The sequence below is a fragment of the Janthinobacterium sp. JC611 genome, assembly GCF_018682595.1.
Classification (GTDB): domain Bacteria; phylum Pseudomonadota; class Gammaproteobacteria; order Burkholderiales; family Burkholderiaceae_D; genus Janthinobacterium.
In genome coordinates this window covers 137,982-164,934 of sequence record NZ_JAFLJN010000001.1, presented here as the reverse complement: position 1 = coordinate 164,934, position 26,953 = coordinate 137,982, and the positions used below count along the sequence as shown (strand labels likewise).

General features: G+C 62.3%; 21 protein-coding genes, 1 tRNA gene and 1 pseudogene. 10 read left to right on the top strand and 13 right to left on the bottom strand.

What is annotated here, in order from left to right; all coding sequences use genetic code 11:
- Positions 1–47: 47 nt before the first annotated feature.
- Both J0O65_RS27780 and J0O65_RS00705 read right to left on the bottom strand, forming a co-directional pair.
- On the bottom strand, positions 48–794 hold the full coding sequence (locus J0O65_RS27780) for a M56 family metallopeptidase (protein ID WP_215403137.1): 747 nt from the start codon (positions 792–794) through the stop codon (positions 48–50).
- Positions 794–1,210 carry a GNAT family N-acetyltransferase gene (locus tag J0O65_RS00705; protein ID WP_251373206.1) on the bottom strand — a complete coding sequence of 139 codons (417 nt, stop codon included), beginning with the start codon at positions 1,208–1,210 and terminating at the stop codon, positions 794–796. Before J0O65_RS00705 ends, J0O65_RS27780 begins: the two co-directional genes overlap by 1 nt.
- 147 nt (positions 1,211–1,357) lie before the next feature.
- Between J0O65_RS00705 and J0O65_RS00700 the strand changes: the two genes are divergently transcribed.
- Both J0O65_RS00700 and J0O65_RS00695 read left to right on the top strand, forming a co-directional pair.
- The gene (locus tag J0O65_RS00700) at positions 1,358–1,750 is read left to right on the top strand and encodes an Imm10 family immunity protein (protein ID WP_215403135.1); all 393 of its coding nucleotides are present in this window, start codon (positions 1,358–1,360) and stop codon (positions 1,748–1,750) included.
- A gap of 69 nt (positions 1,751–1,819) precedes the next feature.
- Positions 1,820–2,398, top strand: a complete 579-nt coding sequence (locus J0O65_RS00695) for an NnrU family protein (RefSeq protein ID WP_215403133.1) — start codon at positions 1,820–1,822, stop codon at positions 2,396–2,398.
- A gap of 160 nt (positions 2,399–2,558) precedes the next feature.
- Here J0O65_RS00695 and J0O65_RS00690 read toward each other — a convergent pair.
- Positions 2,559–2,645, bottom strand: a tRNA-Leu gene (locus tag J0O65_RS00690).
- A 174-nt stretch (positions 2,646–2,819) separates the two neighbouring features.
- Between J0O65_RS00690 and J0O65_RS00685 the strand changes: the two genes are divergently transcribed.
- Positions 2,820–3,584, top strand: coding sequence for an SDR family oxidoreductase (locus J0O65_RS00685; RefSeq protein ID WP_215403131.1), 765 nt, complete (start codon positions 2,820–2,822; stop codon positions 3,582–3,584).
- Between the two features lie 90 nt (positions 3,585–3,674).
- Here J0O65_RS00685 and J0O65_RS00680 read toward each other — a convergent pair whose 3' ends face one another.
- Positions 3,675–4,991, bottom strand: coding sequence for an enoyl ACP reductase FabMG family protein (locus J0O65_RS00680; protein WP_215403129.1), 1,317 nt, complete (start codon positions 4,989–4,991; stop codon positions 3,675–3,677).
- Between the two features lie 263 nt (positions 4,992–5,254).
- Entirely contained in the window at positions 5,255–7,618 is a 2,364-nt protein-coding gene (locus J0O65_RS00675; protein ID WP_215403127.1) for a DNA polymerase II, read from the bottom strand.
- A 132-nt stretch (positions 7,619–7,750) separates the two neighbouring features.
- On the opposite strand from J0O65_RS00675, the gene J0O65_RS00670 reads away from it, so the two are divergent.
- A complete protein-coding gene (locus J0O65_RS00670; RefSeq protein ID WP_215403125.1) occupies positions 7,751–9,430 on the top strand; it encodes an AMP-binding protein in 1,680 nt (559 codons plus the stop codon).
- Between the two features lie 75 nt (positions 9,431–9,505).
- On the opposite strand, the gene J0O65_RS00665 is transcribed toward J0O65_RS00670, so the two are convergent.
- The 8 genes from J0O65_RS00665 to hutC form a co-directional block, all read right to left on the bottom strand.
- A complete protein-coding gene (locus J0O65_RS00665) occupies positions 9,506–10,486 on the bottom strand; it encodes a choice-of-anchor A family protein (protein ID WP_251373205.1) in 981 nt (326 codons plus the stop codon).
- Between the two features lie 198 nt (positions 10,487–10,684).
- Positions 10,685–12,409 (bottom strand): ArnT family glycosyltransferase, encoded by a 1,725-nt coding sequence (locus tag J0O65_RS00660; protein WP_215403121.1) that lies wholly within the window; start codon positions 12,407–12,409, stop codon positions 10,685–10,687.
- Positions 12,410–12,561: 152 nt separating this feature from the next.
- Complete coding sequence (locus J0O65_RS00655) at positions 12,562–12,831, bottom strand: type B 50S ribosomal protein L31 (protein ID WP_034746247.1); 270 nt, start codon at positions 12,829–12,831, stop codon at positions 12,562–12,564.
- 282 nt (positions 12,832–13,113) lie between these two features.
- Positions 13,114–14,376 (bottom strand): transcription termination factor Rho, encoded by a 1,263-nt coding sequence (gene rho, locus J0O65_RS00650; RefSeq protein ID WP_034746249.1) that lies wholly within the window; start codon positions 14,374–14,376, stop codon positions 13,114–13,116.
- A 155-nt stretch (positions 14,377–14,531) separates the two neighbouring features.
- The gene (gene trxA / locus J0O65_RS00645; protein WP_034780502.1) at positions 14,532–14,858 is read right to left on the bottom strand and encodes a thioredoxin TrxA; all 327 of its coding nucleotides are present in this window, start codon (positions 14,856–14,858) and stop codon (positions 14,532–14,534) included.
- A gap of 313 nt (positions 14,859–15,171) precedes the next feature.
- Positions 15,172–15,630, bottom strand: a complete 459-nt coding sequence (locus J0O65_RS00640; protein WP_215403119.1) for a response regulator — start codon at positions 15,628–15,630, stop codon at positions 15,172–15,174.
- A gap of 68 nt (positions 15,631–15,698) precedes the next feature.
- Positions 15,699–19,037, bottom strand: a complete 3,339-nt coding sequence (locus tag J0O65_RS00635; protein WP_251373204.1) for a PAS domain-containing hybrid sensor histidine kinase/response regulator — start codon at positions 19,035–19,037, stop codon at positions 15,699–15,701.
- Between the two features lie 315 nt (positions 19,038–19,352).
- A complete protein-coding gene (gene hutC / locus J0O65_RS00630) occupies positions 19,353–20,072 on the bottom strand; it encodes a histidine utilization transcriptional repressor HutC (protein ID WP_215403117.1) in 720 nt (239 codons plus the stop codon).
- A gap of 180 nt (positions 20,073–20,252) precedes the next feature.
- Between hutC and ada the strand changes: the two genes are divergently transcribed.
- The 6 genes and pseudogenes from ada to J0O65_RS00600 all read left to right on the top strand — a co-directional run bounded on the left by ada (position 20,253) and on the right by J0O65_RS00600 (position 26,952).
- A complete protein-coding gene (ada, locus tag J0O65_RS00625) occupies positions 20,253–21,308 on the top strand; it encodes a bifunctional DNA-binding transcriptional regulator/O6-methylguanine-DNA methyltransferase Ada (protein WP_215403116.1) in 1,056 nt (351 codons plus the stop codon).
- On the top strand, positions 21,305–21,994 hold the full coding sequence (locus tag J0O65_RS00620) for a 2OG-Fe(II) oxygenase (RefSeq protein WP_215403114.1): 690 nt from the start codon (positions 21,305–21,307) through the stop codon (positions 21,992–21,994). The genes ada and J0O65_RS00620 overlap by 4 nt, the downstream gene beginning before the upstream one ends.
- Before the next feature lie 75 nt (positions 21,995–22,069).
- A complete protein-coding gene (locus J0O65_RS00615) occupies positions 22,070–23,746 on the top strand; it encodes a mechanosensitive ion channel family protein (RefSeq protein WP_215403112.1) in 1,677 nt (558 codons plus the stop codon).
- A gap of 401 nt (positions 23,747–24,147) precedes the next feature.
- Positions 24,148–24,315: pseudogene (locus tag J0O65_RS00610) on the top strand (IS256 family transposase); the annotation flags it as partial.
- A gap of 427 nt (positions 24,316–24,742) precedes the next feature.
- On the top strand, positions 24,743–25,111 hold the full coding sequence (locus tag J0O65_RS00605; RefSeq protein WP_215403110.1) for an SxtJ family membrane protein: 369 nt from the start codon (positions 24,743–24,745) through the stop codon (positions 25,109–25,111).
- An 11-nt stretch (positions 25,112–25,122) separates the two neighbouring features.
- The gene (locus J0O65_RS00600; RefSeq protein ID WP_215403107.1) at positions 25,123–26,952 is read left to right on the top strand and encodes a carbamoyltransferase family protein; all 1,830 of its coding nucleotides are present in this window, start codon (positions 25,123–25,125) and stop codon (positions 26,950–26,952) included.
- Position 26,953 lies beyond the last annotated feature (1 nt).

The following is a 26,953-nucleotide window of genomic DNA, read 5'->3' as shown; positions in this document are numbered from 1 at the left end:
CTAAGGGGGAGCCGATGGCGCGGGCGCGCCGCGCGGCGTTGCCGCTACTATAGCAAGTTCGCCGCCTGGTTCCGGGTAAATCTGGCCATCAGATGGCGGCGCCGGCGCAGCGCGCGCGGGTCGTTCAGCACGATGGGCGTGGCGCCCGTCAGCCCCGAATAATACTGGCCATGCTGGCGCAGGACGATGGCATAGTCGCGCGGCGCGTGACCGTGCGCCAGCATGCGCGCGTCGCAATCGACTTCGATGGCAAAGCGCAGCCGGTGCACCTGCCACCACAGGGGCAGGTTCCACGGCATCAGCACGATCAATGCGTAGGCCAGGGCCAGCAGCTGCGGGTCGCGCGCGGCCAGCCGGCATTGCGCGTGCGCCAGCAGCAGCGCCTGCTGCTGGGAAGAAATCAGTCGCAGCCAGACGGGCATCACGATGCGGGGCCGCAGCAGGCCCGCCACGCAGGGGCCGATGCCGCCGCTCAGGAAGACGGGCGTGCCCAGCAAGGTGGTCTTTTGCCAGCGCAGCTGATGCGACAGCAGCCAGATGCTGCGCAGCGCCAACAGCAGCAGCATGCCGCTGGATAAGACAAACCAGCCCAGTTTCAGCTGCGCCTGTTCCGCCGGCATGGCCGCCAGCACGCCTGGCAGCCACGCCAGGGGCAGGATGGCGGACGCGGCGATGGCCGCCAGCCACGGCCAGCGCGTCGTGCGTCCGCGCCTTTGCTGCGCGCGCTCGGCGCGCCAGGCGGCGGCGCTCAGCAGCAGCGCCAACGCCATGCTGGCGGCCAGCCAGGCCGGCACTAGCGTACCAGCGCCATGCCGACGGAGACGGGCGCCGTATGCTTGAAACCGAATTGCGCATACAGGTCTTGCGCCTGGCCATCGGCGATCAGGCTGACATACGCGCTGGGCGGCACTTCCGTCTCGATGAATTGCATGATCTCGCGCATGATGCGCTTGCCCAGGCCCTTGCCCTGGTGGGCCGGCAGCACGGCGATATCGGTGACCTGGAAGAAGCAGCCGCCATCGCCGATGACGCGCCCCATGCCCACCACCTCGTCGCCCAGCAGCACTTGCACGGCAAACAGCGAGTTCGGCAAGCCCCTGGCGGCGGCCTCCATGCTTTTCGCGCTCAGGCCGGCGGCGACGCGCAGGTGCTGGTAGGTGGCGATGGCGGGAATGGCCAGGCGGATGGTGTAGGGCGATGCTGCGCTCAAGGCGGTCTCCTGTATAAATGGTTTGGAGCGGTGATTATAGGCGGCGATGGATTTTCGTGACGGCGCGCTTTTTTCGCCGCGCGCTATGTTGCCCGCCGCGCTTTTGCGCTATGGTGACGCCATCCCCATATTTGTTGAAAGCACGCCATGTCCGCAGGATTTACCGCCACCGAATTGTCCGTCATGCATGAAGACGACGCCCTGATCACCACCCTGGCCGCACCCGCCGGCAAAGGCGAGCCCGTCTACCTGATGCTTCAGCGCGCCGACGAGTATGACGAGCAGGACGTGGCCATGGGCATGGACGAACCCTACATCGAATATGGCGGCCAGGAATTCGCGTGGTATGGCCACATGCACGCCGTGATCCTGCATCCGAACCGCCTGTCCGTGCAGATGGATGCCGAGGCCGCCATGCAGATGGACGACGACGGCCAGATCGACGTGCGTTTCAACCTGACGCCGGAGCGCTACGCCCAGCTGCAGCAAGCGCTGCGCACCACCTTCGAGGGCTGCGACTACTATCGCGAAGAACGTTGATCTGCGCCGACGGCACCGCTCATGGTGTCGCGTATGCTCGATAGCGGATAGGGACAGGGAGAGATGACGATGACTGTGCTGATACTCGGTTTGCTGTTGTTCCTGGGCTTGCACTCGGTGCGCATCGTCGCCGACGACTGGCGCAGCGCCCAGCTGGCGCGCCTCGGCGAAAAGCGCTGGAAGGGCTTGTATTCGCTCGTGGCGTTCGCCGGGCTGGGCCTGATCATCTGGGGCTACGCCCTGGCGCGCCAGCAGCCGCAGCTGCTGTGGACGCCGCCCACGGGCTTGCGCCACGCCAGCGCCCTGCTGATGCTGTTCTCGCTGATTTTACTGGCGGCGGCCAACGTGCCGAACAACCGCATCAAGACCCTGCTGCACCACCCGATGCTGCTGGGCACGCAACTGTGGGCCGTCGCGCACCTGTTGTCCAACGGCAGCCTGGCCGACGTCGTGCTGTTCGGCAGTTTCCTTGCCTGGTCGTCAGTCGATCTGTATGCCGCCGTGCAGCGCGACCGCGCGGCCGGCGTGGCCTACCCGGGCGGCACCACGGCAGGCACCCTGCTCGCCATCGTCGCGGGTTGCGTGTTGTGGCTGCTGCTGGCGTTCTGGCTGCACGGCGTGCTGTTTGGCGTGCGGCCGTTTGGATAGGCGGATGGCTGCACACGCAATTTCCGCGTTTCAGCATTGTTGATACGGAGTGGGCAACGGTGAAGGCGGGGCTGGAGCGCAGGCTGGGGCGCTAATACAAAAAAACCCGCTGCATCTGGCGATGGGCGGGTTGGATCAGGTACTGCCAAAACATGTTCTGTGGTGCCGGGAGCCGGAATCGAACCGGCACGCTGTTTCCAGCGCGGGATTTTGAGTCCCGTGCGTCTACCTATTCCGCCATCCCGGCAACGCGAGACGCATTATCACTGATTTGTCACAATCTGGCAAGTTTTATGCTTGGCGCGTGTTTTGCACAAGCATGGAGAACCGTTGACGACGCCGATTCCAGCGCAAGAAGCGGAGTGCCGCGCCTGGCCAGCCGGCCTATCTTTTCCCTTTCAACCACTTGAAGGGGAATCAAATGTTGCAACTGGAAAATAAGGTCGCCATCATCACGGGCGCCAGCTCGGGCATCGGGCATGCGGCGGCGCGGCTGTTTGCCCGCCATGGCGCGCGGCTGGTGCTGGTGGCGCGGCGGCAGACGGAACTCGATGCGCTGGTGGCGCAGCTGGCGGAGGGCGGCGCGCAAGCCGTGGCCTGCGCCGGCGACGTGGGCGATGCCGCGTGTGCGCAAGCGGCCGTGGCGCTGGCGCTGCAACGTTTTGGCGGCCTCGATATCGCCTTCAATAATGCGGGCACCCTGGGGCCGATGGGGCCCACGCCGGAAGTTGCCCTGGAAGATTGGCAGGCGGCGCTCGACACCAATCTCACCAGCGCCTTCCTGGCGGCCAAGTACCAGTTGCCCGCCATGGCGGCGCGCGGCGGCGGCTCGCTGATCTTCACCTCGACCTTCGTCGGCCATACCTTGGGCATGTCCGGCATGGCCGCGTATGCGGCCAGCAAGGCGGGCGTGATCGGCTTGATGCAGGCCCTGGCGGCCGAATATGGCGCGGCGGGCGTGCGCGTGAATGCCTTGTTGCCGGGTGGTACCGATACGCCGATGGGGCGGCAAGTGGCCAGTACGCCCGAGGCGCTGGCCTTCGTGGCGGGACTGCATGCCTTGAAGCGCCTGGCCACGCCGGACGAGATTGCCCGCTCGGCGCTGTACCTGGCGTCCGATGCGTCGAGTTTTACCACCGGCACGGCGCTGCTGGCCGACGGCGGCGTGTCCATCGTGCGCGCGTAAAGGACCGGTCACGCAAAGCGGCCATCAAAACGCCGACGGCCCGGGGATGAGCCGGGCCGTCGGTGTCTTGCAGCTTGCGCTACCTCAAGCTCAGTTGTGAACCGAGTTCAGCTGGCGCGCGATGATGTCGTGGTTGAGCCAGACGACGGGCGCTTGCGGCTCCGACATGGCGTGGAACATCAGCGGGCCCGTGCCTTCCAGTACCAGGGAACTCAGGTGGTCGGTGATGAGTTCCTTGCGGTCCTTGTGCAGCTTGGTGATGTCGTCCGAGGTACCGATCATGACTTCGGCCAGCTCCGGCGTATTGTCCATCGGCCAGGCGGCGAAGTTGCGGAACTGCACGCTGGTGGCGTCGCCGTTGTAGGCGGCGATACGGTCGAGCAAGTCTTGCAGCGAGACGCCGTCTTCCAGCAAGCCTTGGCAGATTTTCCATTGCTCTTCGGCCCAGGCGCCGCCGCCTTCTTTTTTCAGCGCGTCGAGCAGGGGGAACAGCGACAGTTCCACGCCGACGAAAATGTCGGACGAATTCGTGCGGATTTCCGGGCAGTTGAAGACGGTGGCCTTGATGCCTTTTTCCCACGCGGCCTTGGCCACGTTTTCCAGGCGCATCTTCGCCAGGCCTTGCGTGTAGTTGCTGTACGTTTGCCACTGGTATTTGCCGTCGATCAAGATCTCGGTGCCGTGGTAGCCGTAGGCGCTGTAGCGCACCTGGCCGCCCGTTTGCTCGATGCGGGCGCGGATGGCGGCGCTGCCGTCGATCAGGTGCTGCAGGGTATTGGCCGTGACTTCGTCGAAGTTCATCAGGATCAACTTGCCCAGGTCGCTGTCGAGCAGGGCGCGCGAGGACATGAAGCGCTCGCCGCGGCCTTTATAGATGCGGTTGGCGATGGCCAGGAAGACTTTGACCTTCGGAATGCCGCCGGCCATGGTGTGGGCGAAATAAACGTTGCTGCCGTCAGGAATCAATGTGTCCAGCTCGGCCATGGCTTTCGCCACGGAAGCGCTGAAGCGGGCGATGCCGGCTTCGCGGCAGCGTTCGATCTGCGCCCAGTCCAGCTTGTCTTCCTGCCAGCTTTTCAGGGTCATGTCGGCCAGCAGGGCCGTCGGCGTCGGTTCGCCGGCCGGTGCGTCGAGGTCGAAACCGGCCATCAGCGGCACATTGATGATGCGGCCGCCCAGGTTGGCTTCCGCTTCGGCCAGCTCTTCCGCGTTCAGCGGGCGCAGCGCCATGTTTTCATCGCGGCGGCCGACCGTCATGCCGACGATATGCATGCCCGCCTTGCGCGCTTCGTCCAGCAAGCCATTCACATAGCCGCGGCCGAACAGCTCGCCGAACAGCACAAAGGTGTCGCCCTTGCGGAAGATATTTTTTTGCGGGATGTCTCTTAAGGACGTGATCTCGGTCATGGTGTCAATTCATTCAAAAATTAGCAGGGCAGACGACTGGTGCGACGGCCCGCTGGTTCAACATAGTTGTAAATTATGCGCCATTTCAGAGTGGAAAATCCTGTTGCGAACGATTCCCGTCTGGAATGGCATCTTCTTCTGCGTGCAGCTCTTATTCTTTCGCCATGGCGTATTTTACGCTGCCGCGGCGCACAGCGCCCACGGACTGGTCCGGCAGGCGCCGATATTACCTCAGCTTGGCCGTACAGGTCAGCAAAATTGATTTAAAACAAATCCTGCTGGCCCGATACGAGGCGCGAAAAATCGTCGCCCAGAAACGGCAGTATCGCGTCGGCCACCGGCTGCAGCTGGCGCGTCAGGTAGTGGTGGTAATCGATGGGCGAGCGCTGGGTTTCCAGCGGCTCCGGCCCGGCCACCGTGATCACATAGCTGATCCATCCGCCATTCTGGTATTGCAATGGCCGTCCCTGCGCCAGGTTGTAGGCGTCGGCCGTGCGCGCCGCGCGCACGTGGGGCGGCACGTTGCGCTGGTAGTCGTCGAGGGGACGGCGCAAGCGCTTGCGATAGACCAGCAAGGCGTCGAATTCCCCGCGCACCGTGCGCGCCACGTAGTCGCGCACATAGTCCTGGTAGGCGGCGCGCTGGAAGATGCGCAGGTACAAGGCTTGCTGGAATTGCTGCGCCAGCGGCGTCCAGTCGCTGCGCACGGTTTCCAGGCCCTTGTAGACCATCTGTTCGCTGCCGTCGGGCTTGCCCACCAGGCCCGCGTAACGCTTTTTGCTGCCTTCTTCCGAGCCGCGGATGGTGGGCATCAGGAAACGCCGGTAATGCGTTTCAAATTCCAGTTCCAGCGCATTTTTCAGGCCGAACTCGTCGCGCAGGTGCCGTTCCCACCAGGCATTCACGTGCGCCACCAGGGCGCGGCCGATCTTGCCCGCCTCTTCGTCGCCATGCGCCGTTTTCAGCCACACGAAGGTGGAGTCCGTGTCGCCATAGATCACCTGATAGCCCTGCCCTGTGATCAGTTCGCGCGTGCGGTGCATGATGTCGTGGCCGCGCAGGGTGATCGACGAAGCCAGGCGCGGATCGAAAAAGCGGCAGCCGCTCGATCCCAGCACGCCGTAAAACGCGTTCATGATGATTTTGAGCGCTTGCGACAGCGGCGCGTTGCGTTCGCGCTTGGCCGTCTCGCGCCCCTGCCACACCTGTTTCACGATGGCGGGCAGGCAATGTTTGACGCGCGAAAACTGCGCGCCCCGGTAGCCGGGCACGGTATCGACCTCGTCGCCGCTGGTACCCACCACCAGGCCCACCGGGTCGATGAGGAAGGTACGGATGATGGACGGGTACAGGCTTTTGTAGTCGAGCACCAGCACGGAGTCGTACAGTCCCGACTGCGAATCCATGACGAAGCCGCCGGGGCTGTTGTCGCCGGATACGTCGCCCAGGTTGGGCGCCACGTAGCCCTGCCGGTGCATCAGCGGCAAGTACAGGTGCTCGAAGGCGGCCACGGAGCCGCCGCTGCGGTCGGCCGCCAGGCCCGTCACGCTGGCCCGTTCCAAGAGAAAAGTCAGCAGCTCGGTCTTGGCGAAGATGCGCGTGACCAGTTCGCAATCCTTGAGGTTGTAGCGGGCCAGCGCCGGCTTGTCTTCGCGGAAACGGCGGTCGATCTCGGCCATGCGCTGGTACGGGTTGTCGATGGACTTGCCTTCGCCCAGCAAGGTCTGCGCCACGTTTTCCAGGCTGAACGAGGAGAAATTCCACGTCGCCGATTTTAATGCTTCGATGCCGTCGATGATCAGCCGGCCCGCCGCGGCGGCAAAATAGTGTTCCTGCTTGCCGCCATGTTCGCGCCATTCCATCACGGCGCCGCCCCGTCCCAGCTTCAACGGTGTGTTGTAGCGCTCCGCATGTTCCTTGAGCACGCGCAAGTCGAACTGCACCAGGTTCCAGCCGATGATGGCGTCCGGGTCGTGCTGCGCCATCCACGTGTTCAGCCGTTCGAGGATCTGGGCGCGCGTATCGCAGTATTCGAGGTCGAAGTCGCGTTCCCCGTCGACGCCGTTTGGCGGCCCCAGCATGTACACCTGGCGCTGGCCGCAGCCTTCCAGCGCCAGCGAATACAGCTCGCCATGGGCCGTCGTCTCGATATCGAGCGACACCAGTTTTAATGTGGGACGGTAGCCGGGCGCCGGCCTCAGCTGCACTTCCTGCCCTGTTTCCCCGCTGAACGATACGGGCGCCGTGATGAAACGCTCCATCAGATAGCGCTCGGGCGGGCGGACGTCGGCTTCGTACACGTCGACGCCGTGCGCGCGCAACTGCTTTTCCAGCTTCAGCAAATGCCGGTATTGCTTGCAGTACAGCCCCAGCACGGGGCGATGGTGAAAATCGCACAGCGACAGGGGCCGCAGCTCGGCATGGCGCTCGCCGCGCAGCAATTGTTGCGCTTGTTCCTGCTGCTCCATGGGCAGGAAGGCGACGGCCGTCTGCACGGGCAGGCGCACGTGGCGGGGGCCGCTATCCGTTGCCAGCCAGAAATCGACTTCCGTGCCGGCGGGCGTGTCGCGCCAGTGGCGGGTCAGGATGAAGCCCTGTTCGGGCGGGTGCTGCGTATTGCCTGTCATGGTGCCGAGAGTGTCTGGTGTACTGGCCTGCACATTACAGCAAGCTGCGCAGGGCGGGGGCGGTTGCGGCTATAATTTTCTGCATCGAAGACGATAACAAGAGCGCATCGCGCCACATACCCTGGAGACAGCATGCAAGCAATGAGTTATGTACACGGCGCCCACGAGACGCCGTTGATCGGCGAAACGATAGGCGCTTACCTCGACGGCATCGCCGAGCGCTACGGCCAGCACGACGCCTTGATCGTGGCGCACCAGAACGTGCGCTGGACGTATCGGCAATTCCAGCAGCGCGTGCACCGCCTGGCGGCCGGCTTGCTGAAACTGGGCTTGCAACCGGGCGACCGGGTCGGCATCTGGTCGCAAAACTGCGCCGAATGGGTGTTGACGCAGTTTGCCACGGCGAAAGCCGGCTTGATCATGGTCAACATCAACCCCGCCTACCGCCGTTCGGAGCTCGAATACGTGCTCGACAAGGTGCAATGCAGCGCGCTGATCCTGTCACCGAGCTTCAGGTCCAGCGACTACCTGGTCATCGTGCAGGACGTGGTGCCGGAAATCGCCCGTTCGCGCGCCGGCGCCCTGCAGTCGCCGCGCCTGCCGCAATTGCGCCACGTGATCCGCCTGGGCGCGGCCGCCACGCCCGGCATGCACAACTTCGACGCCCTGATGGAGGACATTGCCGACGCCGACCTGGCGCACCTGGAAGAAGTCAGCGCCACCTTGCAGTTTGACGACGCCGTCAACATTCAGTTCACCTCCGGCACCACGGGCGCGCCGAAAGGCGCCACCCTGACGCACCACAATATCCTCAACAACGGTTTCTTCATCGGCGAAGCCATGCGCCTCACCGAGCAGGACCGCTTGTGCATTCCCGTGCCCCTGTATCACTGTTTCGGCATGGTGCTGGGCAACCTGGCCTGCGTCACGCATGGCGCGGCCATGGTGTTTCCCGGCGAAGGCTTCGACCCGAAAGCCGTGCTGGACACCGTGCAGGCCGAGCGCTGCACGGGCTTGCACGGCGTGCCGACCATGTTCATCGCCATCCTCGACCATCCTGACTTCAAGCAATACGATTTATCCAACTTGCGTACCGGCATCATGGCCGGCTCGCCGTGTCCGATGGAAGTCATGACGCGAGTCATCGAATTGATGCACCTGGCGGAAATCACGATCGCGTATGGCATGACGGAAACATCGCCCGTCAGCTTCCAGACGGCCATCGAAGACCCGCGCGAAATGCGCGTGTCGTCCATCGGCCGCGTCCATCCGCACCTGGAAGTGAAAATCATCGATGCGGAAGGGCGCATCGTGCCGCGCGGCGAAAAGGGCGAATTGCTCACGCGCGGCTATTCCGTGATGCAGGGCTACTGGGGCGACCCGGAAAAAACGGCCGAGGCCATCGACGCGGCGCGCTGGATGCACACGGGCGACCTGGCCGTCATCGACGCCAACGGCTTTTGCAGCATCGTCGGCCGCTCGAAGGATATGGTGATACGCGGCGGCGAAAACATCTATCCGCGCGAAGTCGAGGAATTCCTGTACCGCCACCCCAGCGTGCTCGACGTGCAATGCGTGGGCGTGCCCGACGCCAAGTATGGCGAAGAACTGTGTGCCTGCATCATCTTGCGTCCGGGCACGCAGGCCACCAGCGAGGACATCCGCGCCTTTTGCGATGGGCAGATCGCGTATTACAAGATTCCCCGCTATGTGCGCTTCGTCGAGGAATTCCCCATGACGGTGACGGGCAAGATCCAGAAATACCTGTTGCGCCAGCAGGTGGCCAACGACCTGGGCCTGGGTACGCAATAAGCTTTTCGCCAGCACATAAAAAAACACCGGGACGCTCGCGCGGCCCGGTGTTTTTTTATTGCTTCAGCGTAAAGCTTATGCCAGTTGTGCTTGCGGTGCGCGCGCCGGCGTGCGGCGGCGCAGGAATGCCAGCACGCCCAGGCCGGCCAGCAGCATGGCGTAGGTGCCTGGTTCCGGCACGGCCGACACGTTGACGGTGTTGAAGCCGGAACCGTTCATCGCGACATGGCCATAATTGATCGAGCTGACCGAATTGGCGATCAGGGTGCCGTTCATGTCGCCCGAACCGGAGAACGCGGCGTTCGGCGCCAGGATGCTGCCGTTGATGCCGACGTTCTGCAGGCTGGTGGTGGTGGCGTTGGCGAAGTTGAACAGCGTGCGGTTGGCGAAGCTGGCGAAATTGTCGAAGCCGCCGCTCATGGTGATGTTGGTGGCGGTGCCGTTGATGATGATGCTGGCCGTGCTTTTCAGCGAGGACAGGTCCAGGGTCAGGTTATGCAGGTTCGACGCATCGATGTTGAAAATGTTGACGTCGGCATTGATGTTGCCCACCAGGGTCATGTTGCCGTATTGCGAAACCACGGTGCCGTTCGATTGCAGCTTGGCCACGTCGCCCGACAGGGTCGTCAGTTGCTGCTTGGCGCCCGCGAAGTCCAGGGTGGACGCGTTGCCCTTGCTGATGTTGTTCGTTGGGAACCATTGTGGCGCCGTCAGGGTGGCGTTGGGGTTGCTGACGCCGTACACGGCCGAACCGCTGAGCGTGCCCCAGCCCGTGTTCAGGTTGCCGCCAGCAACGACCGAATTGACGGCGCTGCCCGGTTTTTTGTTCGTGCCGACGTTGTAGTTGTCCAGGTAGATATTGCCGCCAGCGGCAATGCTGCCGCCGACGCTGGTGAAGCCGCTGCTGCCGCTGCTGCCGATGTTGCCGAAGATAAAGGCCGAGTAGCCATTGGCGACGCCGAGGTCGATCACGGTGGCCTGGGCCGAGGCGCTGAAGGAGAAGGCGAACAGGGCGGCGCTGATGAGCGGCAAGGTGCGGGTGCTAAATAATGTCATGGACGATCTCATGGTGAATTGGGGGACGAATAGGGCGGGAAAGCAAGACACCGCCATCGCGCAGCCGACTATTATAATCTAAAAAGCAATTCTAGTTCAATTTAGGTAATTAACTATATTTTAAGACAACTTTTTTCCTGTCGTCAATGATTGTTTGGTGGACATAAAAAAACCGGGGCGGGCCCGGTTTTTTGTTGCTTACCTGACGCGCTGGTACAGGCGGAAACGTTCCACGTCATCCGTGGGGCGGCGCCCCTCCCACAGCTTGATCCAGTCCGCGCCATGGTGTTCGGGCAGTTGTTCCTTGCTGTCGGGAACCTTGATGCTGTCTTGCAACAAGAACACGTCGCATTGCTGCTGCCCCACGGCGGCAAACGGCAGGTGGCCGAAGTAGGCGAACGAGGCGCGCTGGGCGGCGCCCACGTTGCTGTTGATGCACTTGCTGCCTGGCGGCAGGTGGACGGAAATCTGGTGCGCCACGCTGGCGTAGCTCTTGCTGTAGTTCAGCGGCGGCAGGAACAAGGTCATGATCAGCACCCAGATCAGGATCAGGCCGCCGGACGACAGGACCACGGCGCGCCACAGCACGGCCGGCTGGCGCGAGATGCGCCAGTGCACCAGTGCCACCCAGCCCGCGCTGGCGCAGGCGGCCACGAAAAAGGCCAGCAAGTCCAGCTCGGGCTTGAAGCCTGGCATGAGTTTCAGGGCGTTATGCGCCAGTTTTGGCGGCCAGCCGGTCAGAATGGCGAACCAGAACAGCCACAGCGCGAGGGCGCAGATGGTCAGCACCATCACCGAGAACCAGTCGATGGCGTTGATGGCGCCCCGTTTCATGGTCAGCAAGCCGAACGCGGCCATTACGGCCAGCGGCGGCAGCAGCGGCAGCAACTGGCTCGGGTCGGGATCGGGATGGCACAGGCCCAGGATGGCCAGCATGGCCACGAAGGTCAGCGGCACGACGATGTGCAGCACGTGGTGCTGGCGGCGCCAGGCATACACGGCCCAGGCGGCGAAGGGCCACGCGGGCCAGAAGAACCAGATGCCGACACGCAAGAAATACTGCACGCTTTTCAGGCTCGGGGCGCTGAACTGGCGGCAATTCCATTCCATCCACGCTTGCAGCGGCGAATGGCCATACGGTTGCAGCAGTTCGCCCGGCAGCAGCCAGACGAGGGTCAGCGCGGCGCCGATCAGGATGGCCAGCGCCAGGTGGCGCACGCTGCGCAGCAGCGGCAGGCGCAGGAAGACGGTGCACAGCAGCAGCGCGATGCTCAGCGCCGCCGGCGTGATCCAGCCGCGCGCCAGGGTCAGGCCGCCCAGCGCCAGGCCCAGCAGGGCAGCATTGCGCACGGACGGACCTTCCACGTAGCGCACGGCGCGGTACAGCAAATACGCCATCAGGGATACGTACAGCGCTTCGGCCGTGATGTCGTGGCTGTGCTGCAGCAGGCCCAGGCAACCCAGATAGATGAGCACGGCGGCATCGGCCAGGGTGCGGCCGAAGTCGTCCGGCTCGGGCTGGCCGCCGAAGGCCAGGCGCAGCGGCTGGGCGTCGTTGCGGCGGCCCAGGTTGAAGGCGGTGTACCAGACGGACAGGGTGCTGACGACGAAGATGCCGATGGTCGACATGCGCGCGCCGAAGACGTCGCCGTCGATCCAGCCGAACAGCTTGATGAAAATGGCGCCCAGCCAGAAGGCCAGCGGGCCCTCGTCGGGCAGCGACAAGCCGGCCACGTTGGGCCACAGCCAGTCGTTCAGGCCGCCATGCGCCATGGTCCACATGAGGCCGAAACTGGCGGCGTCATCGTTCTTCCACGGTTCGCGGCCGATCAGGCCGGGCAGGATGTACAGCAGGCCGAGCGCAAACAAGGCCCATCGTGGCAGCGCGAGTGTGGCAGCGGCGGGAAGGCGGACTGGCTTCATCGATAATCGGTATCAGAATGGTGGCAAGACGCGACGAATGGCGTCGGGTATGCGCGAGTATAAAGTAAAGCGGCCAAAGACAAAAAAGGCAGCCGTGGCTGCCTTTTCTCTGGTAGCCGAAGCTGCCCTTTTTTGCCGCAATGCGGCAAAAATCAGCCTGCTGCGACTGCGGTTTTCGAACCAACCGAACCGAACTTCTGACGGAACTTCTCGACGCGACCGGCGGTATCGACGATTTTGTGCTTGCCCGTGAAGAATGGGTGCGATTCAGCCGAAACCTCGATCTTCACCAGTGGGTATTCTTTACCGTCGTGGGTGATTTTTTCGCGGGTTTGGATGGTCGAGCGGGTAACGAATTTGAAATCGCACGACAGATCGTGGAAAACAACTTCGCGGTATTCTGGATGGGTATCGACTTTCATGGTCTTCTCTCTAGTTTGGTAGCCAAACAGCACTTCGTCGGTCGTCCTGCTTCTTGACCCGATTGCCGATCACTTGCCAGGGTTTAAAATAATGCAACCGTCGATTATATAGCGCTTTCGGGCCGGCGGCAATAAAAAAGCCGCTTGATGAGCGGCTTGCACTACGATCCTGCACCGGGGAGGGAGAAACCGTAGCGAGCAGGCCGCAGTTGCGATCGAGTAGCGCAACCGTACAAAAGTACGGTGAGCAACGGAAATCGCAAATGCGGCCGCGCAGTAGGTTTATCCCCCCCGGCGCATCATATCGAAAAACTCTGCGTTGTTCTTCGTCGCTTTCATCTTGTCGAGGATGAACTCCATCGCCTCGATCTCGTCCATCGAGTACAGCAACTTGCGCAGGATCCAGATTTTTTGCAGCTCGTTCGGCTTGATCAGCAGTTCTTCGCGACGCGTACCCGATTTGTTCAGGTTGATGGCCGGGTAGACGCGTTTTTCGGCCAAACGGCGTTCCAGATGCACTTCCATGTTGCCGGTACCCTTGAATTCTTCAAAGATCACGTCATCCATGCGCGAACCCGTTTCGATCAGCGCCGTGGCGATGATGGTCAGCGAGCCGCCTTCTTCGATATTGCGCGCGGCGCCGAAGAAGCGTTTTGGACGTTGCAGCGCGTTCGCGTCGACACCACCGGTCAGGACCTTGCCCGAGGCAGGGATGACGGTGTTGTAGGCGCGCGCCAGGCGGGTGATCGAGTCGAGCAGGATCACCACGTCTTTTTTCATTTCGACCAGGCGCTTGGCTTTTTCCAGCACCATCTCGGCCACTTGCACGTGGCGCGTGGCCGGCTCGTCGAAGGTCGAGGCGACGACTTCGCCGCGCACGGAGCGTTGCATTTCTGTCACTTCTTCCGGACGTTCGTCGATCAGCAGCACGATCAGGGTGATGTCGGGATGGTTTGCCGTGATCGCATGGGCGATGTGCTGCAGGATCACGGATTTACCGGATTTCGGCGACGCCACCAGCAAGCCGCGCTGGCCTTTGCCGATCGGAGCGATCAGGTCGATGATGCGGCCGGTGATGTTTTCCTGGCCATTCATTTCACGTTCCAGGCGCAGCGGCTCGTTCGGGTGCAGCGGCGTCAGGTTTTCAAACAGGATGCGGTGTTTCGACATCTCCGGCGATTCGCCGTTGACCTTGTCGACTTTGACCAATGCGAAATAGCGTTCGCCATCTTTCGGGGTCCGTACCTCGCCCTCGATCGAATCGCCGGTGTGCAGATTGAAGCGGCGGATTTGCGAAGGGGAGATGTAAATGTCGTCGGTGGACGCCATGTAGCTGGCGTCAGGCGAGCGCAGGAAGCCGAAGCCGTCAGGCAGCACTTCCAGGGCGCCGTCGCCAAAAATCTGTTCGCCGGACTTGGCGCGTTTTTTCAGGATAGCGAACATCAGCTCCTGTTTGCGCAAGCGGGCTGCGTTGTCAATGTCAAGACCGATCGCCATCTCAAGCAGGGCGGATACGTGTAGGGCCTTTAGTTCGGATAAATGCATATGTGTTGAGTGTCCCGAGACGGGATGTAAAGGTAGGGGAGGGGACTGCGTGGCGTTGATTAATTATGGGGAGGGCTGTGCACGAATGAGGGCAAAGCCGCTTCCCGGTCGTTCCAGTCAGGCGGCGCTGCGGGCGCAGCGCTGCCCATCATACATTAAATGTTGCTGTCGACGAAAGCGGTCAACTGGCCCTTGGCCATGGCGCCCACTTTTTGAGCAGCTGCGACACCATCCTTGAACAGGATCAGGGTCGGGATGCCGCGGATGCCGAACTTGGCAGGCACCGCCTGGTTGGCGTCCACGTCCATCTTGGCGATCTGGATGCGGCCGGCGTATTCCTTGGCCACTTCTTCCAGGATCGGGGCGATGGCCTTGCAGGGACCGCACCATTCCGCCCAGAAGTCGACCAGTACTGGCAACTCGGATTTCAGGACGTCTGCTTCAAAAGATGCATCGCTAATGTGTTTGATATTTTCGCTCATATTTTCCTCAAATGAGGGTGGGATCAATAATGCCTGGAATTCACCATACGCTGGTTCGCCATCCATGCTTCCTGGAATGCAGTGAGAAGATGGGGACAATGGGCACGACTTCAATGTCTTGGAAGGTGCGACCAGAGGTATGCAGGCGGGGATGGCTGAAATAATAACCCATTTTTTCAAAGCGTGGCGATTATTGCAGAAAAACTTGCGGCAGATCGCCAGCAGATCGCTCCCGCGCGTGCCGGCAGGGCGGTAAAGCCGCATGTCTGCTGGCCCGCGGGGCCGTGCCTACCCTGCCGGCCAGCCTCCGCGCTCAGGCTTGCGCGCCGGCCAGACGTGCCGTGTGCTGCAGTTGCAAGTTCACCATCAGCTGCAATTCCGCGCTTTCCATCGGCTTGCGGAAGGTGCCCAGGATATGCAGGCCATTGGCCATGGCCAGGCGTTCGGCCGCCAGGCGCACGGCCGAATGCAGGCCCGACAGCAGGACCACGCCGCCGCGGAAGCCGTTTTCCGCCGCCATGCGCAAGAATTCGATGCCGTCGATGTCGGGCATGGACAGGTCGCAGATCAGCAGGTCGGGCTGGTGCTGCTTCAGGGTGGCCAGCGCCTGTTCGCTGTGCGACTCGCAGCGGATGTCGAACGGGCCCATCTGCTCAAGCATGTCGCTGAGCACGTCGAGCATGAAAACGTCGTCGTCCAGCAGCAGCACGCGCAACGGCGCCAGGCCTGCTTCATTGTGTTCCCGGTTTGCTTGGTTTGATACAGTGTTCATCGTCATGTCCTTCTGTTGATATGCATCGCTGTCGATGCCGATACCTTGCCTCAACGCACTGGCGGTAGCTAATCGTCGTTGGCAAAGCTGGTGTTATTCATGATTTGTTCGGTAATCTGTTCGAGCAGGGGCCACAGGCGCGCGACGATGCGCTGTGCCCGCTCCGCCTCGTCGGCCGGTTCGCCCGGCGCCAGGGTTTCCAGGTTGTGGCACAGCTCGGCGAGGCCCAGGGCGCCCACGGTGCGCGCCGACGACTTGATGCGGTGCCCCAGTTCGCGCACCTGGTGCACGTCGCCGCGCGCCAGGGCCGCGTCGATGTCGCCAAAGCCATCCTGCGTCGTCTGCAGGAACTTGAAGGCGAATTTGCGCACCTTTTCCGGGTTATAGCCCAGCAACTTGGCCAGGATGGACAGGTCGATCACCTGCGGGTCGCCCGCCAGGGTGGTCTTGAAGGCCGGCGCGGCGCGGCTGCGCGCCGGTGGCGGCGGCGTTTCGTGCGCCGGCAGCCAGCTGGCGATGGTCTGGTACATCATGGCCGGCTGGATGGGCTTGGAAATGAAATCGTCCATGCCCGCTTCCAGGCAGCGCACGCGGTCTTCGCTGGTGGCCGTGGCCGTCATGGCCAGCACGCGCAGGTGCGCCAGCTGCGGGTCGGCGCGGATGTGGCGCGTCGCCTGCAAGCCATCCATCAGCGGCATCTGCACGTCCATCAGCACGCAGTCGAACTGCGTCTGGCGCAGCAGATCGAGCGCCTCTTCGCCATTGTTGGCCAGGCAGACGGAGGCGCCCGCTTCCTCCAGCAATTCCAGCGCCACCTGCTGGTTGAACGTATTGTCTTCCACCAGCAGGATGCGCGCATGCTTGAGCGTGCGCATCACCAGGGCCGCGTCGGCGCTGGCGCGCATGGCGGCCGCCGTCTGCACCATGCTGTCGAGCATGGCGGGCGCGGCCTGGTCGGAAATGCCCAGGTTGGCCGTGAACCAGAAGGTGCTGCCGGCACCGGGACGGCTGTCGACGCCCACGTCGCCGCCCATCAGCTGCGCCAGCTGCTTGCAGATGGCCAGGCCCAGGCCCGTGCCGCCATATTCGCGCGTGGTGGAGGTGTCGGCTTGCTGGAAGGACTGGAACAATTTACTCATTTCATCCTGCGACAGGCCGATGCCGTGGTCGCACACTTCGAAGCGCACCAGGCAGTGTTTCGCGTCCGCCACCACCCGGCGCACTTTCACGGTAATGCTGCCCTGTTCGCTGAACTTGATGGCGTTATTGGCGTAGTTGATCAGCACTTGCCCCAGGCGCAGCGGGTCGCCCACGAGCACGGCGGGCAATTGCGGGTCGATCTCGAACAGCAATTCCAGGTTCTTGCCGGCGGCGCGCGGCGCCACCACCGTCATCAGCGTTTGCACCACGTGGTCGAAGCTGAAGTTGACGCGTTCGATTTCCAGCTTGCCCGCCTCGATTTTCGAGATGTCGAGGATGTCGTCGATGATGCCCAGCAAGTGCTCGCCGGCGAAGCGGATTTTTTCCAGGTAGTCGCGCTGGCGCGGTTCCAGGTCCGTCTTCAAGGCCAGATACGCCATGCCGATCACGCCATTCATCGGCGTGCGGATTTCATGGCTCATGTTGGCCAGGAATTGTCCCTTCGCCAGGCTCGCTTCTTCGGCCACCTGCTTGGCCTGGTCGAGCTGCTCCGTGCGCTGCGCCACGCGCTCTTCCAGATGTTCATTGAGTTCGCGCAAGGCGCTCTCGCTGCGCTTGTGATACGTGATGTCCGTCAGGCTGGCCACCACCATGCCCACCTTGCCATACTCATCGCGGATGGCCTCGGTATTCACGGACAGCCACGACAGGCTGCCGTCGGGCTGCTGCACGCCCATCAGCACGTCGCGCATGGCGACACCCGTCGACAGGGTGATGTGCACGGGATGGCTGCGCTGGTCGAAGGCGGAACCGTCCTCGCGGATGGCTTGCCACAAACTGTTGCCGGCCGGACTGGCCGCCAGCATGCGTTCGGCGGCGGCATTGCTTTCCAGGATGTGGCCGTGGCTGTCCTGCACCACCAGGCCATTCGTCACGGCGCCGAAGACGGAGGCCATGCGCTGGCTCGAGTTCGACAGGGCGATCGACGCCTGGCGCCGCTCGGTGATGTCGGTGATCATCGCCAGGGTGCCGCCCGACTCGCCATTGTCCGACTGGATGCTGGTGCTCGACAGCAAGCCCCACAGGCTGGACTGATCCTTGCGGAAGAAGCGGAAATCGACCTGGTCCGGCTGGCTGGCGGCACTGCCGTGGCTGGCCAGGCGCCGCTGCATCAGCAGCTGGCTGTCGCGGTCCATGAAGTCGAGCAGGGGACGGCCCAGCATTTCCTGCACCGTGTAGCCCAGCATGTGGGCCATCTTCGGGTTGACGAACGTGGTCTTGCCGTGCGCGTCCGTCATCCAGATGCCTTCGGCGGCCGTCTGCACGATCAGGCGGTAGCGTTCCGAACTGGCGTGCAGCGCTTCCTCGGCGCGTTGCCGCTGCGTCATGTCGCGCAGCGAGACGATGGAAAACACCTGGCCGGCCATGCGCAACGGCGACAGGCTGACCTTGGCGGGGAAGTGCGTGCCGTCGCGGCGGCGCGCCATCATCACCCTGCCTGGCAGGCTGTGCCGCGCTTGCGGGTCGCCCACGGACTGGCTGGCCGTGCTTTCCGGAACCAATTGCTCCAGCGACATGCCCGTCAATTCGGCCAGCGGATAGCCGAAGCAGCGCGCGCCGATCTGGTTGGCGTAATGCACCTTGCCTTCCACGTCGGCCACCAGCATGGCTTCGGGCGCCGCTTCCAGCATCGAGCGCATGCGCGATTGTTCGTCCTGCTTGCGCTCGCTGATATCGCAGACGATGCCGCTGGCCTGCGTGGCGGCGCCATCCGAGGCGCGCGACAGGACGGCGCCGCGCGCCAGCAGCCAGCGCCAGTGGCCGTCGCTGTGCCGCAAACGGAATTCGCAATTGAAGGTGCCGGGCGCCTGGCCGTCCAGGTGCTGGCGAAAGACCAGGCTCAGGCGTGCCCGGTCATCGCGGTGGACTTCGGCCAGCCAGTCGGCCAGTGCATGCTCGAGTTTGGCATTCTTGTCGCCCAACACGTCCTGGTACTGGGGCGCGAACTGCAGGCGCCCGGACTGGCGCCGCCAGGTCCAGCCAGCCAATGCCGCGCCGCGCAAGGCTTGCACGGCGTCCTGTTCGGCCTGGGCGTGCGCCGGCTGGGGCTGGCGGTGCAACTGCCGGCGCAGGCGCCAGGCTTGCCAGCAAGCCAGTCCCGCCAGGGCGGTGGCGCTGGCGGCGGCATACGGCCACAGCAGTGTTGGCGCCATGCCGTGCACCGCTGCCTGCACCGGCAGCGCCAGCGCCATGCCTGCCGCCAGCATCGTACGCGCGAGCCGGCGCAGCGCAGGGCGCCGGGGGCGAGGTGCGCTGAAACTCGTGTGGCTGCAATACGACAAATGCATCCCTTTCTGGGGCGTGATTGAACTAGGCTGGCAGTACATGAGGCGCGCTCAAATAAGCGCCTGCGGCGCTTTCTGGCGGCAACTATAGCATCGAATATTTACTCGGAGTATTTAAGTTCAGAAACGGCCAAAACGGGATTTTTTTCACCCCGAAATGGCTGTTTTTTTCGCGATTTGGTGAGAATCCGTGACAAAGTTGGCGCGAAATCGTGCTACTGAATCGAGGCGATAGCCTTAGCTAAAGCTGCCGGCGAACTGATAGCGGTGTCCCGGATGCCACATGGTGGCGATCGAGGCGATCTTGCCGCCCGAGCGCGTCTGGCGGCGCAGCACCAGGCATGGCTGTTTGGTGTCGATGGCCAGCATTTCGGCGATGTCGCGCGGCGCCGACAGCGCTTCGATGCTGTACGTCGCTCCCTGCAGGGGCGCGGCGGCCATCAGGTATTCGTTCGGCGTGATGCTGGAAAAATCCTGCGTCATGTAGTCGGGCGCGCACTCGGGATTGACCCAGCGGTCTTCCACCTGGATCGGCACGCCGTTCTCAAAATGTACGATCAGCGAATGGAACAGCGGGTGTTCCGGCGGCAGGCCGAATTGCTTGGCCAGCAAGTCGGAAGTCTTGGTGCGTTCCAGCAATTGCAAGCTGCTGCGGTGGATATGTCCGCGCGCCCGCACTTCATCGGCGATACTCTTGATTTCCAACAAGGTCGCCTGGTATTTTTGCTGCGCCACATAGGTGCCGGATCCCTGGCGCCGCGTCAGCACTTGTTCGCTGGTCAGTTCGCGCACGGCGCGGTTGACCGTCATGCGCGAGACGCCGAATTGTTTGACCAGAGCTTGCTCGGAGGGAATCACGTCGCCTTCCTTCCAGCGTCCGGCGGCGATGCCGGCCAGCAGAAAATCCTTGATGCGCTGGAAAATGGGCGTATTTTCCTGGGTATTGTGGTCGTCCAATGCGGTTTCTCCGGGGCGCGGGCAGGGCGCGCCGCCGGCTGGAGGCGCGATGGCCGATTTTAGCACCGAGCACGATGCCTGCCGCCAGCCTTTTTTGAATTCAAAAGCAAGCGCCGGAGTGTGGCGCGCGTGGGCGCTGGCTATGCTGGAGACTGATTGTTGACTTGCACGGAGTTCGCCATGGAACACGCTTACCTGACTGACGATGAACGCTGGGACGCCCTGCAACGGCGCGCGCCCGACGCCGACGGCGTCTTTTACTATTCGGTGCGCACGACGGGCGTGTATTGCCGGCCATCCTGCGCCGCGCGTCCCGCCTTGCGCCGCAACGTGGCTTTCCACGCCACGTGCGAGCAGGCGGAGGCGGCCGGTTTTCGTCCCTGCCTGCGCTGCCAACCCAACTTGCCGCCGCTGGCCCAGCGCCAGGCGGCCATCGTGGCCGATATCTGCCGCCTGATCGACGCCAACGACGCGCTGCCCGACCTGGACAGCCTGGCGAAGGCGGCCGGCATGAGCCGCTTTCACTTTCACCGCGTCTTCAAGGCGCATACGGGCATCACGCCGAAAGCGTACGCGGCGGCGCGGCGCGGCGAGCGCCTGAAGGCCGGCTTGCAGGGCGCCGGCAACGTCACGGAAACGTTGTACGCGGCCGGCTTCAATTCCAGCGGCCGCCTGTATGCGGCCACGCCGGGCTTGCTGGGCATGACGCCGGGCGCTTTCCGCGCCGGCGGCAACGGCGCCGTGATCCGCTTTGCCATCGGCGCCTGCTCGCTGGGCGCCATCCTCGTGGCCAGCACGGACAAGGGCATTTGCGCGATCTTGATCGATGACGACCCGGAAGTGCTGTTGCGCGACTTGCAGGACCGTTTTCCCCGCGCCGAGCTGCGCGGCGCCGAGCCCGAGTACGAACGGACGGTGGCGCAGGTGGTCGGCCTGGTCGAGGCGCCGGGCCTGGGACTGGACTTGCCGCTCGACGTGCGCGGCACGGTGTTCCAGCAGCGCGTGTGGCAAGCCTTGCGCGAGATTCCCGCCGGCAGCACGGTCAGCTATGCCGAGCTGGCGCGGCGCATCGGCGCCCCGCGAGGCGCGCGTGCCGTGGCGGGCGCCTGCGCGGCCAATGCGCTGGCCGTCGCCATCCCCTGCCACCGGGTGGTGCGCAACGATGGCGCGCTGTCCGGCTACCGCTGGGGCGTGGAGCGCAAGCAGGCGCTGCTGGAACGCGAGGGCGAACGGTGAAGGCGCTGGACTGGCGCCAGATCGAGGATGCGCTGAATCGATACGGTTGCGCCGTCGTGCCGGGCTTGCTCGATGCCGACACCTGCGCCGCGCTGGCGGCGCAGTATGACGACGCGTCGCGCTTTCGCAGCAAGGTGCTGATGCAGCGTCATGGTTTTGGGCAAGGCGAGTACCAGTATTTCGCCTATCCCTTGCCTGATCTCGTGGCTGCCTTGCGCGCACAGCTGTACGGGCCGCTGGCCGCCATCGCCAACCGCTGGCACGCCAGCATGGGCCTGGAGACGCGCTTTCCGGCCAGCCACGCCGATTTCCTCGCGCGCTGCCATGCGGCCGGGCAAACCCGGCCCACGCCCCTGCTGCTGCGCTACCGCGAGGGCGATTACAACTGCCTGCACCAGGACCTGTATGGCGAGCACGTGTTTCCGCTGCAACTGGCCGTGCTGCTGTCGCGCCCGCAAGACGACTTCACGGGCGGCGAGTTCGTGCTGACGGAGCAGCGCCCGCGCATGCAGTCGCGCGCCGAGGTCGTCCCGCTGGCGCAGGGCGACGCCGTGCTCTTTCCCGTCGCGCAGCGGCCCGTGCATGGCACGCGCGGCAGTTACCGCGTGAACATGCGCCACGGCGTGTCGCGCCTGCGCTCGGGCTTGCGCCACACCTTGGGCGTCATTTTCCATGATGCGAGCTGAAGCGGATGCGTGGCGCTTGAGTTTCCAGGATTACATGGCATGATGGCTACTCCCAGTCACTCTTTCATTTCTGCCATGTCCGCGTTGCTCCGTCTGTTGTGCCTGTTGACCATGTTCCTGCTGCCCGCCGCCCACGCGGACGATGGCGCGCCCGCGCTCGTTGCGGAAGCCGCGACCGCCATCGCGCCGTCACAGGCCGCGGCGGTCAAAACGGCGCCCTTGATGTTCGCCAACCGCAAGGTGTTCGTCTTCCGCGCCGCGCTGGCCGGCTATCCGCCCGAGGAGCGCGCCATCGGCGCGCAGCGCCGCCTGGACGGCGTGCTGGCGAAGAATGGCCCCTTGCAGGCGAGCACGCGCATGATTCCCGAAGGCACGCAAGTGCTGCTCGACGGCGTGCAGCTGTTCGTCGTCGTGCCTGGCGACGTCAACCTGCTGGCCGGCGACACCACGGAAAGCGTGGCGAAAACGGCGGCCGGCGAGCTGAGCAAGGCTGTGCTCGACTATCGCGAGCAGAGCAGCTGGCGCTACCTGGCGATCGCCGCCGCCGTGTGCGCCGTCGCCACCCTCGTGTTCTGGCTCGTGTGGATGGGCCTGACGCGCTTTTACCGCTGGGCCAAGCGCCGCAGCGGCATCCTGCTGGCCTCGCGCCTGCGCGACGTGCGCCTGAAAAACGTGCGTGTGCTCGACGCCGAGCACTACATCGCCTTTGCGTATCAACTGCTGAGCGCCGTGCTGTGGGGCTTGCGCCTGATGGCCACGTATCTGTGGGCCGCCTTCGTGTTGGGCCGTTTGCCCTACACGCGCTCGTGGGGCGAAAGCCTGAGCGGCTATCTGTTCGACGTGGCCGCCGACGTCTTCCACGCCATCATCGGCGCCTTGCCGGGGCTGGTGCTGGTGTGCGTGATCTTCGCCATCGCGCGCCTGATCGCCGCCACGGCCGCCTCGCTGTTCAAGCGCGTGGAAAGCGGCGAATTGCAGATCGGCTGGCTGGACAAGGACACGGCCCTGCCCACGCGTCGCATCGCCAGCGTGGTGATCTGGCTGTTCGCGCTGGCCATGGCGTATCCGTACCTGCCCGGCTCGCACACGGCCGCCTTCCAGGGCCTGTCCGTGCTGGTCGGTCTGATGGTGTCGATCGGCGCGTCGAGCATCGTGGGCCAGGGCGCGAGCGGCCTGATCCTGATGTACACGCGCGCCCTGCGCAAGGGCGAATATGTGCGCGTGGGGGACAGCGAGGGCACGGTGGTCGACGTGGGCATGTTCGAAACGCGCCTGCGCACGGGCCTGGGCGAAGAGGTGGCCTTGCCGAACGCGTGGGTGATGTCGCAAACGACAAAAAACTATTCGCGCGCCCAGCCCGGCGGCGGTTTCGTGCTCGATTCCACCGTCACCATCGGCTACGCGACACCGTGGCGGCAGGTGCACGCCATGCTGGAACTGGCCGCGTCGCGCACGACGGAACTGTCGACCTCGCCGAAACCGTACGTGATGCAGCTGGCCCTGCAGGATTACTACGTGCAATACCGGCTCGTCGCCTACGCCAGCGCCGAAGTCCCCCGCCAGCGCGCCGAAGTGCTGAACCGCTTGCACCAGAACATCATCGACGTCTTCAACGAGTTCGACGTGCAGATCACCTCGCCGCACTACATCGACGACCCGAAAGAGTCGCATGTGGTGCCGCCGGATGAGTGGTTCAGGGCGCCGGCGAAGCGGGGGGAGGAATCGGGTCAAGTGGTTCCACCCAAGCCTTGAGTGTTTTGGCCAATTTCTTGATGCTGCATGCCTTATCGCGACTGTTCTTCGGGAGCACAGGTATCAATCTTGAAGCAGGGAAGGCCCGCTTCCGTGATGACGGCAGCGGGGCCCATGCGCGACCACGCCGAGGCATCGATACTCGTCAGCGTGGCAAGCAGAAATAGCAGGGGGTGACGATAGAGCATGGAGATCCTTGCACTATCTGACGAGCGAATGTTCTGGACAGCTATCCTGTCTCCACGCTGGCGTTTCGCTGCCAATGGCGATCATTTTCGCTCGCCAGCTTTTTGTCGAGAGCGGTATTTCCTTCCACCAGTCATATTTAAAAATCCACACGCCAACGGCGGGCTTTTCTGACATGTCTGAAATGCTGAGTGCTCCCAAGCCTTCGGTAGATCGTTAAGAATCGCGGCCATTTCCCGAGCAGCGAAGCGGCCACCAAGCTGGTATTGCTGGCCTTGCGCAATATTGAAAAATATTGGAAGATGCTGCAGCGCACGTGGACGCTGGCGGCCAACCAGTTTGCCATCATGTTCGGCGAACGCTTCATAAACGCGATTAACTAACCCCCGGCCCTGCACACACAGAATTGCTTATACCTTCGTTGGTTCGCTTTTTATAATCAGCGAAGTTTGCATCGATAGTGGAATACCCCAACCCGATGCGGTATAACCAACTCTGTAATGACGTATTGCGCGCATAGACAGTTTGCACGGTGCGCTAAGTGCCTCACGCTGCAAGGGCAAGGTCTGCACAGGAGTTCTAAGTAATCGCCAGGAAATTATTGTGAATTCATGATAAACAGAACCGGGTGCCATACAAGGCGCCGGCTGCGACGCAGTAGAGCGCCGCTTATGGAAGTCAGAAATCACAAGAATTCATCGGGGGTTACCTAGTCGCCTGAAAGGCTCCTGGTGACTCCGATCTAAATTGCAATGCCTGCAACATCAGCCTTTACCGGCTGAGATATGCAAACCGTAAAGAGGAATAAGCGTGAGCAACAGAGTTTTTGGTTTAGTGTGGTGCCTCATCATCGGTTTTCTCTCTCTCCTGCCTTTGCTGCACGGAGAAACAGTGCATGTGCCGCCAGCGGTTGTTGCAGTGCTGCTTGCACTGATCGCCGTTTCTGCGCCGGGTCTTCTTGAACGACCAAACAGATTATGGACATTTTTTGGCAAAAAATCACATGCAGTAACCAGCAACGTTGCGCTTTTCCTGGTTTATTTTTTCTTTCTTACCCCGGGGGCAGCACTGTTGCGCCTGTGTGGTCGCACGCAATTAGAACTGCAATTTGATCCAAAAACGCACACGTACTGGACCGAGCGCACTTCGGACGACACGAACTTCAACCATCCATATTAATCATACACGTAATGCAAATTCTCGGAATTTCCGCCTACTATCACGATAGCGCGGCCGCCTTGATACGTGATGGTATCGTTGTGGCAGCCGCGCAGGAAGAACGTTTCACTCGAAAAAAGCAGGATTCAGATTTCCCTCGCAGCGCCACTCGTTTCTGCCTTGAAGCGGCACAAGGTTCTGCGATCGATCATGTCGTCTTTTATGACAAGCCCCTCCTCAAGTTCGAGCGCCTTCTGGAAACATATCTCAGTTTTGCCCCGAAGGGATTCGCCTCCTTCCGTGCCGGCTTACCGGTCTGGGCGAAGGAGAAACTGTTTCAGCGATCATTGCTCGCAAAGGAACTGAACGCCCTCGCACCCGGTCAATTTTCTTCCGATGAGTTGCTATTTTCGGAACATCATCTAAGCCATGCAGCCTCGGCCTTTTATCCTTCACCCTTTGACGAGGCAGTGGTGCTGACCATGGACGGGGTGGGAGAATGGGCGACCACATCGGTGGCAATCGGTCGTGGCTCGGAACTAAAAATCATCCGCGATCTGGTTTTTCCCCATTCGCTTGGGCTGCTGTATTCCGCATTTACTAGCTATTCAGGTTTTCGAGTAAATTCTGGTGAGTACAAGCTCATGGGCCTCGCCCCCTACGGAAAACCACGATTTGCCAGCATCATTCGCGAACACCTAATTGATGTAAAGGAAGATGGCAGCTTCCGATTGAATCAGAAATACTTCAACTACTGCACCGGGTTGAGCATGATAAATTCCCGCTTCCATAAGCTATTCGGTCGGACACCGCGACTACCGGAGAGCCCACTCGAAGACTTTCATGCCGATATAGCAGCTTCGATCCAGGAGGTAACGGAAGACATCATTCTTCGCATGACCAGGGCACTGGCACAAGAAACCGGCCAGAAGAATCTCTGTCTGGCTGGAGGAGTGGCGCTTAATTGCGTAGCCAATGGCAAGATCGCCGCTGATGGTGCGTTCGAGAATATCTGGATTCAACCCGCTGCGGGTGATGCTGGTGGAGCACTTGGTGCCGCACTCGCTGCCTATCATCTCCATCTCAAATCGCCGCGTCAGGTGAGTTATCCAGATGCGATGAACGCCAGCGCATTGGGGCCTGAATTCTCGTCCAGTCAGATCGAAGCTACGCTATCGGCAGCCGGGGCGCGTTTCAGTATTGTTCCGAATGAAGTATTATTTGATGAAACTGCTCAGGCGCTGGCGGCAGGCGAAGTGGTTGGCTGGTTTCAAGGACGCATGGAGTTTGGTCCTCGTGCCCTCGGCAATCGCTCCATCCTGGGGGATCCACGCAGAGCCGATATGCAGAAGAAACTCAATCTCAAGATTAAATTCCGAGAGAGCTTTCGGCCATTCGCGCCATCAGTTTTAGCCGAGGCCGCCACAGACTGGTTCGATATGAGCGCACCGGCCTCTCCCTATATGCTGACGGTTTCCACGGTAGCGGAAAAACACCGGAAAATATCGGCGCAGCATGCAGCGGAATATCACACATTAAAAGACCAACATCTCGTACGCTCCGTTATTCCTGCAGTGACGCACACAGATTTTTCCGCCCGTGTGCAGACCGTTCACGCCGAGCAGAGCCCCCGTTATCACGCACTTCTAAAGGCATTCGAAACACTGACTGGCTGCCCTGTGCTGATCAACACCAGCTTCAATGTACGGAATGAACCGATTGTATGTACGCCGACAGATGCATTCAAATGTTTTATGGCTACTGATATGGATCGTTTAGTCGTTGGGAACTTCGTGATGCTCAAAGCAGAACAGGATCACACCTTAGCTACGAATTATGCCTCAAGTTTTGAAATGGACTAAC